General features: G+C 66.3%; 6 protein-coding genes. 2 read left to right on the top strand and 4 right to left on the bottom strand.

Annotation, left to right across the window (positions count from 1 at the left end; translation table 11 throughout):
• Positions 1 to 19 precede the first annotated feature (19 nt).
• Entirely contained in the window at positions 20 to 9,574 is a 9,555-nt protein-coding gene (locus tag QCE73_RS19665) for a non-ribosomal peptide synthetase (protein ID WP_309883199.1), read from the bottom strand.
• 205 nt (positions 9,575 to 9,779) lie between these two features.
• Between QCE73_RS19665 and QCE73_RS19660 the strand changes: the two genes are divergently transcribed.
• Together QCE73_RS19660 and yiaA are read left to right on the top strand one after the other, a co-directional pair.
• On the top strand, positions 9,780 to 11,519 hold the full coding sequence (locus tag QCE73_RS19660; RefSeq protein WP_309883198.1) for a cyclic peptide export ABC transporter: 1,740 nt from the start codon (positions 9,780 to 9,782) through the stop codon (positions 11,517 to 11,519).
• A gap of 149 nt (positions 11,520 to 11,668) precedes the next feature.
• Positions 11,669 to 12,082 (top strand): inner membrane protein YiaA, encoded by a 414-nt coding sequence (gene yiaA, locus QCE73_RS19655; RefSeq protein WP_035508640.1) that lies wholly within the window; start codon positions 11,669 to 11,671, stop codon positions 12,080 to 12,082.
• 24 nt (positions 12,083 to 12,106) lie between these two features.
• Here the strand turns inward: yiaA and QCE73_RS19650 are convergent, their stop codons facing one another.
• From QCE73_RS19650 to fhuB, 3 genes are read right to left on the bottom strand one after another with little or no spacing between them, the layout of a single operon-like run.
• Positions 12,107 to 13,150, bottom strand: a complete 1,044-nt coding sequence (locus tag QCE73_RS19650) for an ABC transporter substrate-binding protein (RefSeq protein WP_404989803.1) — start codon at positions 13,148 to 13,150, stop codon at positions 12,107 to 12,109.
• Positions 13,090 to 13,857 carry a siderophore-iron reductase FhuF gene (fhuF, locus tag QCE73_RS19645; RefSeq protein ID WP_309883196.1) on the bottom strand — a complete coding sequence of 256 codons (768 nt, stop codon included), beginning with the start codon at positions 13,855 to 13,857 and terminating at the stop codon, positions 13,090 to 13,092. Before fhuF ends, QCE73_RS19650 begins: the two co-directional genes overlap by 61 nt.
• Entirely contained in the window at positions 13,854 to 15,944 is a 2,091-nt protein-coding gene (gene fhuB, locus QCE73_RS19640) for a Fe(3+)-hydroxamate ABC transporter permease FhuB (RefSeq protein ID WP_309883195.1), read from the bottom strand. Before fhuB ends, fhuF begins: the two co-directional genes overlap by 4 nt.
• Position 15,945: the final 1 nt, after the last annotated feature.

Below are 15,945 nucleotides of genomic sequence, written 5' to 3'. Positions count from 1 at the left end.
CCTCTTTTTCTTGCGGTTCTCATTGCGTCTCCAGTTCACCGAGCAGCGCGTCGATGGCGCTCGCCGCGTCATGTGCGCCGCCCGTTGCATCGCGTTGCGTGAGCGCGGCATCGATCGCGGCGGCGCAACGTGCAAGCGTCCGTTCATCGAAGAGCGTGCGCAGCGGCAATGTCAGCGACCAGTGCAGATTGGCCTGCGCGTTCGCCTGCGTCGCGAGCAGCGAATGGCCGCCGAGCGCGAAGAAGTCGTCATCGCGGCCGATGGCTTCGAGATGCAGCACGCGCTGCCAGATCGCGGCGAGTTCGCGTTCGGTCGGCGTATGCGGCGCTTCGACGCTTCCTTGCATGCGCATCGGCGCGGGCAGCGCGCGGCGGTCGCACTTGCCATTGGGCGTCACCGGCAGCACGTCGAGCGCGATCACGTGCGACGGCACCATGTAGGCCGGCAATTGCGAACGCAATGAACTCAGCACGGCGGCTTCATCGAACGCATCGGGCGCGGCGCACGCGATATAGCCGATCAACTGCTCGTCGCGCACGATCACGACCGCATCGCGCACATTCGGCTCGGCGCGCAGCAACGCTTCGATCTCGCCCGGCTCGATGCGCTGCCCGCGTAGCTTCACCTGCGTATCGATGCGGCCGAGATAGTCGTGCGCGCCATCGTCGCGGCGACGTGCGAGATCGCCCGTGCGATACAGACGCGCGCCCGCGACGAACGGATCGGGCACGAAGCGTTCGGCGCTCAGCGATGCGCGCCCGAGATAACCGCGTGCGAGACCCGCGCCGCCGAGATACAGTTCGCCGATGCCGCCGGCAGGCACCGGATGCAAGGCCGCATCGAGCACATGCAGTTGCAGATTCGCGATCGGATGACCGATCGGCACGGAAGCCGATTCGATATCGCGCGCACCGCATGTCCAATGCGATACGTCGATGGCGGCTTCGGTCGGACCATAGAGGTTGTAGAGCCGCGCGTTCGGCAGCAGCCTCGCGACGCGTGCGACGAGTTCCGGCGCGAGCGCTTCACCGCTTGCTACGATTCGTTCGACGCTCGCGCAGCGATGCGCATCGCCGAACTCATCGATATGTGCGACGAACGCCGCGAGCATCGACGGCACGAAGTGCAGCGTGCTCACGCGATGCGCTTCGATGGCCGCGACGAGCCGCGCGGGATCGCGATGATCGCCGGGCGCCGCGATGGCGAGCTTCGCGCCCGTCGCGAGCGGCCACACGAATTCCCACACGGACACGTCGAAGCCGAACGGCGTCTTGTGCAGCACGACGTCCTCGCGCGTCAGGCGATACGCGTCCTGCATCCACGCGATGCGGTTCGCCAGCGCGCCGTGCGTGTTACCCGCGCCTTTGGGCTTGCCCGTCGAGCCGGATGTGTAGATGAGATACGCGAGTTGCGCATCGCTGACTTCGATGGGCGTTGCGAGCGTCGCGTCGTTCTGCATGAGCGTGGCGATATCGAAGACGCGCGCATCGGCAGCGACGGCTTCCACGCGCTCGCGCAGATGCGTTCGCGTCAGCACGACGGCGGGCTTCGCATCGTCGAGCAAATAGGCGATGCGCTCGGCCGGATAATCCGGATCGATCGGCAGATACGCCGCGCCCGCCTTCAACACGCCGAACAGCGCGACGACCATGTCGAACGAACGCTCGACGCACAGCGCGACAGCCGTGTCCGGGGCGACACCCACGCTCACGAGCGCGGCCGCGACGCGCTCCGCGTGTTCGTTCAACTCGGCATACGTCATGCGGATCGAAGCGCCATCGCCAGCATTTATTTCGAGCGCGATGGCATCCGGTGCGGCCTTCGCCATGCGCTCGAACTGCCGATGCAGTGGCGCGCGCTCGACGTCGTTCCATTCACGCGCCGTTGCGTTGAAACGCGCGGCGTCTTCGGCAAGAGAGATCGTGCCCAGCGGCGCATCGGCGTTCGCGGCGAATGCATCGAGACAGACGGACATCGCGCGATGCAGCGCCGCCACGCGCGCTCCATCGAGACGCGCCGCGTCATATCCATAATCGATGACGATGGATTCGCCCGCCTCGACCACGAGCGTCAGCGCGAAGTCCGTCGCTTCGATATTGCGCAGATCGCGCATCGCAAGCGCGCGTTCATCGCGGCCAGCCCAGGCTTCATCGACGGGATAGTTTTCGAAGACGACGAGCGTGTCGAACAGCGCACCGCCGCCCTGGCCCGCCCAGCGTTGAATCTCCGCGAGCGGCGTATGGGCATGTTCGTTGGCCGCGGCGTTATCGGCCTGCAACTCGCGCAGCCACGCGGACGCGGCACGCTGCGGCAGCGGCGCGGTGATCACCGGCAGCGTGTTGATGAAGAGGCCCAGCACGTCGTCGATATCCGCGAGCGTGTCGGGGCGGCCCGCCACGGTCGCGCCGAACGCGACGCTCGTCCGATGCGTCATGCGCTGCAACGCGAGCGCCCAAGCGCCTTGCACGAGCGTGTTGAGCGTCACGCGCAGACGGCGCGCGGTATCGATGAGGCGTGCGGTCGTCGCGGTATCGAACGTCGCGCGCCACGTACGGTGATCGTCGAGCGCAGGTCGATCGCTCGCCTCGCGTTGCGCGATACGCGTCGGTTCGTCCAGACGTGCAAGGCGTTCGAGCCAGAATGCCTCGTCGGCCTGCGCGTCGCGTTCAGCGAGCCATGCGATGAAGTCGCGATAGCGCGTCTTCATCGAATGCGCGGCGAAAGGCTGCGCGCGAGGCGGCTCGATGTAATCGCGCAACACGTCCGCGAACATGCGCGCCGTGCTCCAGCCATCGAGCAGCAGATGATGACGCGTCCACACGATGCGCCATTCTTCATCCGAAAGGCGAATCAGCGTGACGCGCATCAACGGCGGCACCGCGAGATCGAAGCCGCGGGCGCGGTCCTCCGCGAGCCACGTTTCGAACGATGCAAGCGAATCGTTTCGATCGCGCCAGTCGAGCACATCGAAGGGCATGCGCGCCTGGCGATGCACGATCTGCATCGGCGCGGCTTCGTCGGGCGTGAAGCCGGTGCGCAGGATATCGTGACGCGGCACGGCCGCTTCGAACGCGGCGCGCAAACGCTCGACGTCGGGCGCGATCAGCGTCGCCGCGAGCTGGTTCACATACGTCGATTGTTCCGGCGCGAACAGCGAATGAAACAGGATGCCCTGCTGCATCGGCGACAACGGATAGATATCGGTCACGCCGCGCAGATCGACCGGCAGACGTTCGAGCGCCGCTTGCGTCAGGCCGCCATCGCGTGCGAGCGGGAAATCGCCCGGCGTCGCGCCTGCGCCTTTGGTGGCGATGCGTTCCGCGCACGCACTCACGATTTCGGTAAGCGCGGTCTCGAAGCGCTGCCCGAGCGCTTCGATCGTCGCGCGCTCCAGTTGCGTCGAACCGTAGACCCAGTGCAGCTTGAGCGTGCGTTCGTCGCTGTCGTCCACGTAAGCGTGAATCGCGAGGGCATTGCCGAGCGGGCCCGAAGGATCGCGCTCACAGCCCGCGCCGCCGAAGCGCGGCGTGAACGCGGCGTCGCGCGCGTTCTGTGCTTCGAACTGGCCGAGATAGTTGAAGGTCACGCGCGGGCGCGGCAATGCTTCGAGCGAGGCGCGCGTCGCGGCGTCGCCGTAATGGCGCAGCACGCCGAAGCCGAGACCTTTGTGCGGCACGGCGCGCAACGTGTCCTTCGCGGCGGCGAGCGTGGCGACCGGCGATGCTTCCACCGGCACCGACACCGGATAGTGGCTCGTCAGCCAGCCGAGCGTGCGGCTTGCGTCGATGTCATCGAAGAGCGCTTCGCGGCCATGTCCTTCCAGCTCGATACGGCATGTCTTGCCGATAGCATGTGCGAGCGCGGCGATCAGCAACTCGACCGTCTGCGTGCGATACGCGGCGTTCGCTTCGGCGAGCACGGCGCGTGTGAGCGCGACATCGAGCGTCTGTTCGATAACGGCGGCATCGGCGTTCGTCGCCTTCACTTGCGGGTGATCGAGATGCAGGTCATCGCCTGTCGCGAGCGTCGTCGTCCAGTATTGCACCTCTCCGGCGAACGGCGATTGCGGATCGCGTGCCGCCTTCGCGAGCCGCGCGGCCCATTGCGACGCCGTTGCGCCGGTGCGCGTGAGGCTCGCGATGCCGCGCGTTTCCGCCGCGCGATAGGCATTCAACAGATCATCGAGCAGGATGCGCCACGACACGCCATCGACGATCAAATGATGGATCGCGAGGTACAGCTTCGTGCGCCCGTCGGGCAGCGATGCGGCGAGCGCGCAGGCGAGCGGGCCGCGTGAAATGTCGAGCGTGCGCTGGATCGCATCGAATTGCGCGAGCGCATCGGCTTCGTCGTGTGCGGCGACGGCGGCGAGCGGCAGCGTGTCGACCGCCTTCGACGCCTGCACGATGCGCCACGCATTCGTCGCGGCGTCGCGCTCGAAGCGTTGCCGGAAAATCTCGTGATGCGTCAGCAGCGCATCGAAGGCGCGCGCGAAGGCGTCGAGATCGAATGATGCGTGGGCATCGAATTCGATCGACTGATTCCAGTGGCCGCGCTGCGGAATGTCGAGCGCGAAGAAGCGCGATTGCGCGGGCGTGAGCGCCGAGGTTTCGTCCGCTTGCTTCGTTGCAGCGACGGGCGCTTTCGCTTCGGCAGTCTCGATCGGCTTGGCGACGCGTGCGAGTTGCGCGACCGTCGCGTTGTCGAAGATCTGTTTCGGCGTCGCGCGCAGGCCGCGTTTGCGCAGGCGCGCGATGATTTGCAGCACGAGAATCGAATCGCCGCCTAGTTCGAAGAAGTTATCGTCGCGGCCGATATGCTGCGCCTTCAACACGTCCTTCCACACGGATGCGATCGCTTCTTCGACTTCGCCTTGCGGTGCGTCGCTCGTCGCGGCGGCTTCGACTGGCTTCATCGCGATAGCCCGCAGCGCGGCGCGGTCGATCTTGCCGTTGGCCGTCACGGGCAGCGCGTCGAACACGATGATCGTCGCGGGCACCATGTAGTCGGGCAAGCGTGCGGCGAGCGCGTCGCGCAGCGTGCCTTCGCTTCGCGGCGTGCCGCTCACGAACGATGCGAGTTGCAGACGGCCATCGCGATCGATCGGCAAGGTCTCGGCCTGAGTCACGCCTTCGATCGCGCGCAACGCCGCGCTGACCTCGCCCGGTTCGACGCGATAGCCGCGAATCTTGACCTGATCGTCGAGACGCCCGAGAAACGCGATGCGACCATCGGCGAGCAGACGCGCGCGATCGCCCGTGCGATAAAGCCGCTCGCCATGCGCGAACGGATGCGGCACGAAACGCTCGGCGGTGGCGGCCGCACGTCCGAGATAACCGCGTGCGACGCCCGGGCCGCCGAGATACAACTCGCCGATACCGCCCGGCGGCACGCACGCGCCCGATGCATCGAAGACATAAGCGCACGCATTCGGCAACGGACCGCCGAGCGGCGCGCCTTGCGCGTTGCGTTCATCGCCGGCGAACGCGGATGCCTCGCACGCGATTGCGCCGACCGTCGCTTCGGTAGGACCATAGTGATTGATCACGCGGCACGATGGCTTCAACTTCCTCACACGATCGACGAGCGTCCACGGCAACGACTCGCCGCCCGTTACGAGCGCATGCGAAGGCAGTACGTCGGCGGGATGCTGAGCTTCGAGCAGCGCATGCAGATGACTCGGCACGATCTTCAACACGCCGACTTCGCGCGCGCGCATCTCGGCGGCGAAACGGTCCGGATCGAATGCGCATCGAGCGGGCAAGAGATGCAGCGTGCGCCCCGAGCACAGCGCGCCGAAGAGCGTGGTGTGACCGAGATCGGCGGCGACGGTCGAGACCATCGCCATCGATGCGCCGGGCGCGAACGCGAGTTCGTCGAGCATGCCTTGCACATAGTCCGCAAGCGCGCGATGCGATACGGCGACGCCCTTCGGCGTGCCCGTCGAACCCGAAGTAAAGATGACGTAGGCGGTTTGTTCCGGCGCAGGCTGCACGCGCTGCACGGCGTCATTCGCGAGCGATGCATCGTGCGCGAGCGTATCGACATCGAGCAATTGCGCGTTGCCGAGTGCACGCGGCGCGTTGTCGTCGTTCATCGCGACGAGCGCGAGACGCGCGCCGCACGCTTCGATAGCGGCATCGAGGCGTGCTTGCGGCATCGCCGGATCGAGCGGCACCGCGTATGCGCCCGACTTCATTGCACCGATCAGCGCGACGACAAAGCGCACCGAACGTTCGATGCACGCCGCCACCGCGCGCTCGCCCTGCGCGCCCTCCTGACGCAACGCGAGCGCGACGCGGTTCGATGCGTCGTCGAGTTCGGCGTAGCTGATTTGCGTATGCGCATCGGCGAGCGCGATGCGATGCGGCGTCGCGCCCGCGTGTTGTGCGATCAGCGCGAGGATATCGTCGGCGGCGAACGTCAGCGCGCGGCCGCGTTGCGATTCGCGTTGCGTCGTGCAATCGAGCGACGCGATCGCACGCGAAGGATCGCGCACCGCATCCGCGACGAGCGTCGCGAAGCTCGCGAGCCATGCGTGCGCGGTGGCGTCATCGATGCAATCGCATGCATGAGCCGCGACGAGTTCGATGCCGCGCGCATCGTCGGTGAAATCGAGCGCGAAATCGAAGCGCGCCGCGAGATCGGGACCGGGCGTCGCGATTGCCGTGGCATTCGGCAGAGTCGCCTTCAATTCGGCATCGAACTGCTGGGCGAATTTCACGCGCAACCATTCATCGCCACGCGCGACGGGCGGCTTCACTGCATCGAGCACGCGATCGAACGGCACGTCCTGATGCGCGAATGCATCGAGCGCATGTGCGCGCACGTCGTCGAGCAAACGGGAAAACGATTGACGAGAATCGACGCGCGCGCGCAACGCCAGCGTATTCAGACACAGCCCGATGAGCGATGCAGTCTCGGGCCGCTGCCGATGCGCGACCGGCGTCGCGACAACGAAATCGTTTGCGCCGGTCAGCCGATGAAGCCATGCATCGAACGCCGATAGCAGCACGACGAACGGCGACGCGTGCTTCTCGCGTGCGAGTTCGCGCAGCGCATTCGATGTCTCGACGGACAAGCGCAACGACGCACGTCCGCCACGATGATCGCGTTCAGCGGGACGCGTGCGATCGTATGGCAGCGCGAGCGGCTCGGGCGCCGCATCGAGCGCCTTGCGCCAGAAGCCGAGTTGACGCTCGCCCTCCGCGCCGTCGACCAGATCGCGCTGCCATTGCGCGTAGTCCGCGTATTGAATCGGCAGCGCGGGCAGCGACGGCGCTTTGCCTTGCACGTAAGCGCCATACGCGTGCGCGAGTTCCTCGAAGACGATGCGCGAGCTGTAGCCATCGGTGATCGCATGATGCGCGGTCAACATCAGGCGATGCGACTCCTCGCCGAACGTTACGAGCGTCGCGCGCAACAGCGGACCGTTCGACAGATCGAACGCGTCGCTCGCGTGACGTTGCGCAAGCGCTTGTGCATCGTCGATTGCATCGGCGTTCACGCGCCTGATCGTTACCGGCAACGACGCGTGAATGCGCTGCATGACGATGCCGTCGTCGTTCTCGACGAGCGTCGTGCGCCATGCCTCGTGACGTTCGATCACATGATCGAGTGCGCGCTGCAAGGCGTTTGCATCGAGCTTGCCGGTGATACCCCAATGGCCCGCGATGTGATACGCCGAGCCCGCATCGCGCGTTTGCGCCAGCACCCAGAAGCGTTGCTGCGCGAACGATGCCGGCCGATCGATGTAACGCGCGTTCGTCGATGCCGCGCTTCTCACGATGACCGTATCGCTCGTCTCTGCATCGCTTGCGTCGATCAGCGCGGCGAGTGCTTCCAGCGACGGATCGTCGAAGATCGCGTCGAGACGCAGGTTCACGCGCCAGTCCATGCGAATCGCCGCTTGCAACTGCATCGCCGCGAGCGAATCGCCGCCGCGCTCGAAGAAGCGATCCGCGCGGCCGATAGGCGTGGCATCGTCGAGAATGCGTTGCCAGGTTTGCGCGAGCCGTTGTTCGGTATCGGTCGCGGGTTCGATGTAGTCCGCGCCACGCACAGCCGACGCTGACGCGATCTGAGTCTTCAACGCATCGCGATCGAGCTTGCCGTTCAACGTATAAGGCAGGCGCGCGAGCCGCACATAGCGATGTGGCTGCCATGCTGCGGGCAACTGTTCCGCGAGATACGTCTTCAATGCGGCATCGCTCGCAGCTTCATGAGCGACTACGAGGCAGGCGGTTAGTTGCGCGCGACCATTCGCCGATTCGGCAAGCACGGCGGCATCGCGAATCGATGGATGCGCGCGCAAGCACGCCGCGATTTCCGCAGGCTCGACGCGCACGCCGCGAATCTGCACCTGATCGTCGATGCGTCCGAGATAGTCATAGCCGCCATCGGCGCGTTCGCGCGCGAGATCGCCCGTGCGATAGATGCGCGCGCCCGGCTCGCCCGAAGCATCCGGCACGAAGCGTTCTGCGGTCAGCGCCGCGCGTCCGTGATAACCGCGCGCGATGCACACGCCGCCGAGCAGCAGCTCGCCATCGTCGATGCGCGCGACACGCGGACCGATCACGCGTCCGATGGGCAGCGACGCGTAGGCATCGGCATCGCTCAGATCGGGCGTGACATGCGGCTCGACGGGCCACAGCATCGGCGAGATGACGGCTTCTGTCGGCCCGTAACCGTTGATGAGGCGCTGCGCCGCGAACACGCGCCGCACGCGTGCGAACGCCTCACGTGAGAGCGCTTCGCCGCCGAACGCGAGCACGCGCAACGTGGCCGGCACGCCCTTGCGTTCGGCAAGCGCCGCGAATTCGCGCAGATACGCGGGCGGAAACGCGGCGACGTTCACGCCTTCGCGCTCGATCAACGCGTACGCCGCTTCAGGCGCGAACGGCGGCGGCGCAGTGATGACGATGCGCGCGCCCACCGCGAGCGGCGCAAGCCAGCACTCGTGCGCGGCATCGAAATTGACCGATGCGAAATGAAGCAGGCTATCGCCCTCGCCGATGCAAAGCGCGGTCGCGAGCGCATCGCAATGCGCGGCGAGCGGACCATGCTCGACGACGACGGCCTTGGGCAAGCCCGTCGAGCCCGACGTGTAGATCATGTATGCGGCGGCGCGCGGATGCACGGGCGTGTCGTCATCGAGCGCGGGCGCATCGACGTGATCGTGATGGACATCGAAACATTGCGCGAAGCGTGCGCGCATCGCTTCGTCGGCGGTGGCATCGACGATGCCGTGCGCGAGGCCCGCATCCTTCGCGATCCAGTCGAGGCGCGCGGCGGGATGATGCGGATCGAGCGGCACGAACACGCCGCCCGCCTTCAGCACGGCAAGCAACGCGACGAACAATTCGCACGAACGCTCGACGCACACGCCGACGCGCACTTCCGCGCCGACGCCTGCCGCGCGCAATCGCGCCGCGAGCCGGGACGCGCGAGCGTCGAGTTCGCCGCGCGAGAGACGCGCGTCGTCATGTGCGTTGAATGCGAGCGCGGGCGCATCGGGTTGAAGGCGCGCAAGGTTCTTGATACGAAGATGCAGCGCGGTCGGGAAACTCGTCATCGGCATGAATTCCTTCGGTTCTGGCCGCATCGGAAAAAGCTGCGGCATGAACGGTGGGCCGCTGAAAGTGCGGCTTCACTCGGGATGACGATTCGCGCGAAAAAATATTTACCGCTTTTCTGGTGCTAAAGATTCGCCGCGCTGAAACGTCTCTATGTAGAGGTGCCCTCAGCACCGCTTTCCCGACTTCAGTGACGCCTTGCCAATGACTGCCATCAACGAGCCTTTAGATTCCTCCGCCGCGCAGAAGCCCGCGGTGCGCCTGATCCTTGCGTTGCTCAGGCGCTCGCGCGGCGCGTTCGCAACCGCGCTCGCCGCCTGCGTGATGAACGGCATCGCGAGCGTGATGCTCGTCGCGACGCTCAATCGCGCGTTGTCGACGCCCTCTTCCGCCGATGGCGCGCTCGCCTGGCGCTTCGCGTTATGCGCGGTGATCGCGCTCTTTACGCGCGTGATATCGGGCGTGCTGTTCGCGCGGCTCTCGCAGGACACGATGGCGCAGTTGCGCGAACACGTCGCGCGACGCGTGGCGGCGGCGGAGTTGCGCGATGTCGAGCGCATCGGCGCGGCGCCCGTGCAATCCGTATTGACCGACGATGCCACCAACGTATCGATGCTCTTCTTCGCGTTGCCGAACATCGTCATGCATGGGTCGATCGTGTTCGGCTGCCTCGGCTATCTCGCGTGGCTGTCGTGGCCGGTGTGCCTGCTCGCGCTTGCGGCCATCGTCACGGGCTCGCTCGGCTATCACCTCGGCGACAAGCGCGCGATCGCATCGCTCGAAGCCGCGGGGCAATCGCAGGACAAACTCTTCGGCTATCTCGGCGCGTTGTTCGCGGGGGCGAAGGAACTGAAGCTGCATCGCACGCGCTCGCAACAGTTCGTCGACGGGCAACTGGGCGCGGCGATCGGTGAAGTTCGCGATCATCGCCGGCGTGCGTTCAGCGCGTATGCGGTCGGCGTGGGCTGGATCATCTTTCTGTTCTACGGCTTTCTTGGCGCGGCGGCGTTCTGGCCGTCGCTCGGCGTGCGCGCCGATGCAGGCTCGACGGCGGGTTATGTCGTCGTGTTTCTCTTCATGCTCGTGCCGCTCGATGGTCTGCTCAACAACATTCCCACACTGAACGCGGCGCGTGTTTCGCTCGCGCGCATCGAGAAGGTCATGGCGGAGTTCGGCAGTCTGCGCGTGCAGGCGTCGCCGGTTTCATCGACACATGATGCGAGCTTCGAAACGCTCACGATGCGCGGCGTCACGCACTCGTATTTTCATGAGCGCGACGAGCGCATGTTCCGCATCGGTCCCGTCGATCTGACGTTCAAGCCGGGCGAGCTCGTGTTCATCGTCGGCGGGAATGGCAGCGGCAAGACCACGCTCGCGAAAGTGCTGACGGGGCTTTACGAGCCCGAGTCGGGCGTGATCGAAGTCGATGGCAACGCTGTCGATGCCGATAGCCGCGCCGCGTATCGCGAGCGCTTCACGGCCGTGTTCAACGACTTCCATCTTTTCGATGCGCTGCTCGGCATCGTCGATCCCAACGATGCATCGCGCGCCGCCGCCGATGCGCGCGCGAATGCGCTCGTCGCGCGCCTCGCGCTGGATCACAAGGTGAAGGTGATCGATGGCGCGTTCTCCACGCGTTCGCTTTCGACCGGTCAGCGCAAGCGGCTCGCGCTGGTGGTCGCGTATCTGGAAGACCGGCCGCTTTATCTTTTCGATGAATGGGCCGCGGATCAGGACCCGGCGTTCAAGGCGGTGTTCTACGAGCAGTTGTTGCCCGAGTTGCGCGCACGTGGGAAGACGGTGCTTGTCGTGACGCATGACGACCGGTATTTTTCGCTCGCGGATCGGGTGCTGAAGCTGGAGAACGGGATGGTGGTGAATGAGACGCGCAGTGGGGTGAGGTCGGCGGTGGTGGATGTGGCGGCTAATGGGACGATGGGGTGAAGGAACGGGGCGCGATGCCCCGTTTTTTTGCGCAGGCGAGACACGCCGCCGCCATGTATCTCGAAATTTTTCTTTGATAGAGTGCGAATCCTCGTTCGCGATGCACGCAAGCTGAACGCTTCAATATCTCTATCGATAAGGAAAACAAAATGGCCCGCAACTCTTCTCAACAGCCTTCATTCGCTTTCGTATCCGCATCGTGGGGCGCATTGCTCGCCGGCTTTTGCGCCTATCTCGCCGGCCTCTGGAATGCAGGCATGCAGCTCAACGAGAAAGGCTATTACTTCACCGTGCTGGCATATGGGCTCTTTGCGGCGGTCTCGCTTCAAAAGAGCGTTCGAGATCGCGTGGAAGGCGTTCCGGTCACCACGATCTACTACGGGTTGAGCTGGCTGTCTCTTTCGCTCGCCATCCTGCTTCTGGTAGTCGGCCTGATGAATGCGACGCTCGCGCTCAGCGAGAAAGGCTTCTATGCGATGTCCTTCGCGCTGACGCTATTCGGCGCGATCGCGGTTCAGAAGAATACGCGCGATATGCAGGCCGCGCCGCACCCCGCCGAATAACCGGCCTTCGACCTATTTCGCCCGCTACGGAGCAGTTCGCGGCAACGCCATCAACTTCTCCGTAATCACATCCCCCAGCCTCAACGCCGACATCGGCCCGCCGAATCCCCAGATATTCGGTTCGACGAGCGTCACGCGCCCTTCCTTCATCGCGGGCACGAAGCGCCACACGGGCGAATCGAGTTTCGTATCGACGGCCGCGTCCGCATCCGAAGTCGTCACGAACAGCACGGCCAAATCCGGCTGCTTCAAAAAATCCGCCGACGTCAGATACACCGTGCCCTCGCGCGTCGGCTTCTCCGGCCACAGACGAACGCCGAGGGCGCGCGCCACACCCGCCGCCGTGCTGTTGCCCGTATAGGCCCAGTATCGGTCGGGCAAGCCGAGTTCCTGCAACAGCGCGAAGCGCGTGCCCGACAAGCCCGCTTCTTTCAAACGCGCCGCGTCGCGCGCGAGACCCGCATCGAGTTTCGCGTCGGCATCGCGCGCTTGTTGCTCACGCCCCGTCATGCACGCGATCGTGTGAAAGATGCTGCGTGTCCATTCGAGTTGCGTGCGCGCGCCGTCGCCGTTGCCGTTCTCGACATCGGGACTGAACTGAAAAAGCACCGTCGGCGCAATGCGATCGAGCGCCGCGAAAATCGGTGCATGACGGTATCCCACGCCGATGATCAGATCCGGCCGCGTCGATGCAATCGCTTCCAAGCTCGGCTCCTGACGCGTGCCGACCGTCGGCACGCCCTTGAAGCGCGCGCTGTCGTAGCCGATCCAGCCGTCGTAATACTCGGGATCGACCACGCCGACCGGCGTCATGTCGAGCGCGGCCACGTCCTCCGCGAACATGAATTCGAGCACGACGATGCGCGTCGGATGCGCTGGCATCGTCTTGCTGAACTGCGAGACCGTCGGATTGCCGGCGAGCGGCGCGCATGTCTTGTTTTCGTCAGCGAACGCATGACGGCCCGCGAACGCGATGCACAGACAAGCCGCGAACGATACCGCGCGCTTCAGCGGATCGCGTCCTGCATCGCGAGTTCGTCGTCGCGCATCGTCAAAAGCAGCGGGCAGCTTGCGCACAGTTGCGTCTCTCCAGGAATTTCATAGCGCACGCAGCACACGCGGCGCGCGCGGAACGGGTTGGGCAGCAGCGGCGAACGCGGCGTCGTGTCACGGAGCGGCGCGCGCAGCGGGTTGTCATCGGTCGCGCGGAAGAGCCATGTCGCGTCGATGTCCGCATCGTTCAGAATCGATGGGCAATGCGCGAGCAGATAATCCAGCAGATTGCCCGCGTTGCTCCACAAGACGCGCGGCGCGATCTTCGTCATGCCCGCGATCATGCCGATCACGCCGTCCAGATGCGCGACGAGACCTTCATAGCGGCGCGCGGGATCGGTGTCGGGAGAGCGCAATGCATCGGCATCGAAATGAAGGGCGACGGGCATGCCTTCCTTCAGCACGAGATACGTGCGTTCGGGCGACATGTCGAGCGGACGGCCGAGCAGCCGCGCCGCCGCCACGCCAGCGGGCGCGGCCAGGCCGAAGTAGTACTTGCTCCACTGCGACAGCAACGCGCGCGCGTGCAGACCGGCATCGCCGCCGTAGAGCGCGATCATCGCGGCGAGCAATGCGTCGCGATGATCGACGAGCGCTGTCAGCGGAATGCGCACGGCGTCATCGCCGGGAGATTCCTCCGGCGTGCCGAGCCACACGTTTTGCAGATACGGCGCGAGTTCGGGCGGCGCGAACGCGGCGAAGCTGCGCGCTTCGGGCTTCATCGCGCGCGGCCTCGTCCCTTGTCGCGGCGCGTTTCGATCACGAGCAACGCCAGCATGTAAGGCGCGCCGATCAGCGCAGTCAGCACGCCCGCCGGAATCTCGTGCGGCGCGAGCAGCGTGCGCGCGGCGAGATCGGCGGCGGCCAGCACGAGCGCGCCCAGCAACGCCGCGAGCCAGAGCCGCGTGCCGTGCGAGCGCGCGCCGAGCATCGTCGCGAGATGCGGCGCCATCAGACCGATGAATCCGACCGGTCCCACGGCCGCCACCGCCGCGCACGCCGCGAACGTCGCCACGGTCAGCACGAGCGGACGCAGCAACGCGATCGGCAATCCGAGCGCGGATGCCTGATCGTCGCCGAGCGCGAGCAGATCGAGCGGACGCGCGATCAGCGCGAACACCGGCAGCGCCAGCACGCACCACGGCAGGATCGTCGCGACTTCGCCCCAGCTTCGCCCATACGTGCCGCCGACGAGCCACACGACGAAGCGCGCCGGCTGCACGCTCTGCTGCGTGATGAGCCATTGCGCGAGCGTCGTGCACAGCGTGCCGATGACGATGCCCGTCAACGCCACCGCGAGCGGCGCGTACTGATGCCGTCGATTGAAAAGCAGCGTGACGACGAGCGTCGCACCGCCGCCGACGAGCGCGGCCGCGGCGAGAAAGAGATGACCGGCGAGCGGCCAGATCATCAGCGCGGCGAGCGTCGCGAGTCCCGCGCCTTGCGTCACGCCGAGCACTTCGGGACCGGCGAGCGGATTGCGCACGATGCTCTGCATCAGCACGCCGCTCGCCGCGAGCAACCCGCCCGCGAGAAGCGCGCACAACAGGCGCGGCACGCGCAGTTCGAGCAGCATGCGGGCGATGTCGTCGCGATGCGTGAGGGCATCGATCCAGCGCGCGGGGCCGAGCATCGTCGGACCGATGGATGCGCCGATGACGAGCACCGCGCATCCGATGACGACGAGCAGCGCCGCGAGCGCGGGCCACGGCAGCGCCGACAACATCCGCACCGCGCGCATGCCGCGTTTCACCGATTCACCCGCCTGGCCCCCATGCAGCGCGCCGGACCACGCCGCGCCGCTGCGGATCATCGCGAGCATCAGCGGCGTGCCGACGAACGCGATCGCGACGCCCGTCGACAAGGTCGAATCGAGATCGAGCGCGAGCACGGCGCTGTCGGTGGCGAGCACGAGCGCGCCGCCCGCGAGCGCCGAAAGCGGCACGAGCGCCGCCAGCTTCGACGACTTCGCGCCGCGCATCATGCGCAGCAGATTGGGCGCGATCAGCCCGACATACGACAACGGCCCCGCGATCGCCACCGCGACGCTCGCGAAGCCGACCGCGACGGTCATCGCGAAAAGGCGTGTCGCATCGACGCTCACGCCGGCGGCTCTGGCGGCATCGTCGCCGAGCGCGAGCGGATCGAGCGGACGCATCACGAAGGGCAAGGCGGCAAGCGGCAGCACGAGCCACGCGAGCGCCGACATCAAGCCCGACGCGCCCGGCTGGTACAAACTGCCGCTCGCCCACAGCGACGCCCCGACGACCGTCTGCTCGAACAACGCGAGCAGGAGCGTCGAGATCGCGGAGAAGAGCAGCATGCACACGCTGCCCGCGAGCACGAGCCGCAACGGCGTCGCGCGCCAGCCGCCCGCCGCCGCCGCGACGCAGCCCGCCGCCGCGAGTCCGCACACGAACAGCAACGGCACCGACGCCGCGCCGACGATCTGCGGCACGATCATCGCCGCGAGCAGGCCGAGTTGCGCGCCGCCGGTGATGCCGAGCAGATCGGGGGCGGCGAGCGGATTGCGCGTCAGCGCCTGAAAGAGCGCGCCCGCGACCGCGAGACAGCCGCCCGCGACGAGCGCCGCCGCGACGCGCGGCGCATTCAGATCGAAGAGGAACACATGCGCGAGCTGCGCGGCATCGCTGCCCGTCGGCGCATCGAGCCATGCGTGAACTTGCGGGCCGAGACGCCATGCGGCGAGCGCGAGAATCGTCGCGATCAACGCGGCCGCGATCACGCCGACGCGATTGCGCGCAGCCACGCGATGCGGCGATGCGCTGGCATAAGCGTGCGTCGTCATG

Origin of the sequence: Caballeronia sp. LZ029 (genome assembly GCF_031451275.1) — a bacterium.
Classification (GTDB): Bacteria; Pseudomonadota; Gammaproteobacteria; order Burkholderiales; family Burkholderiaceae; genus Caballeronia; species Caballeronia jiangsuensis.
This window is presented reverse-complemented; position numbering and strand designations above follow the sequence as displayed.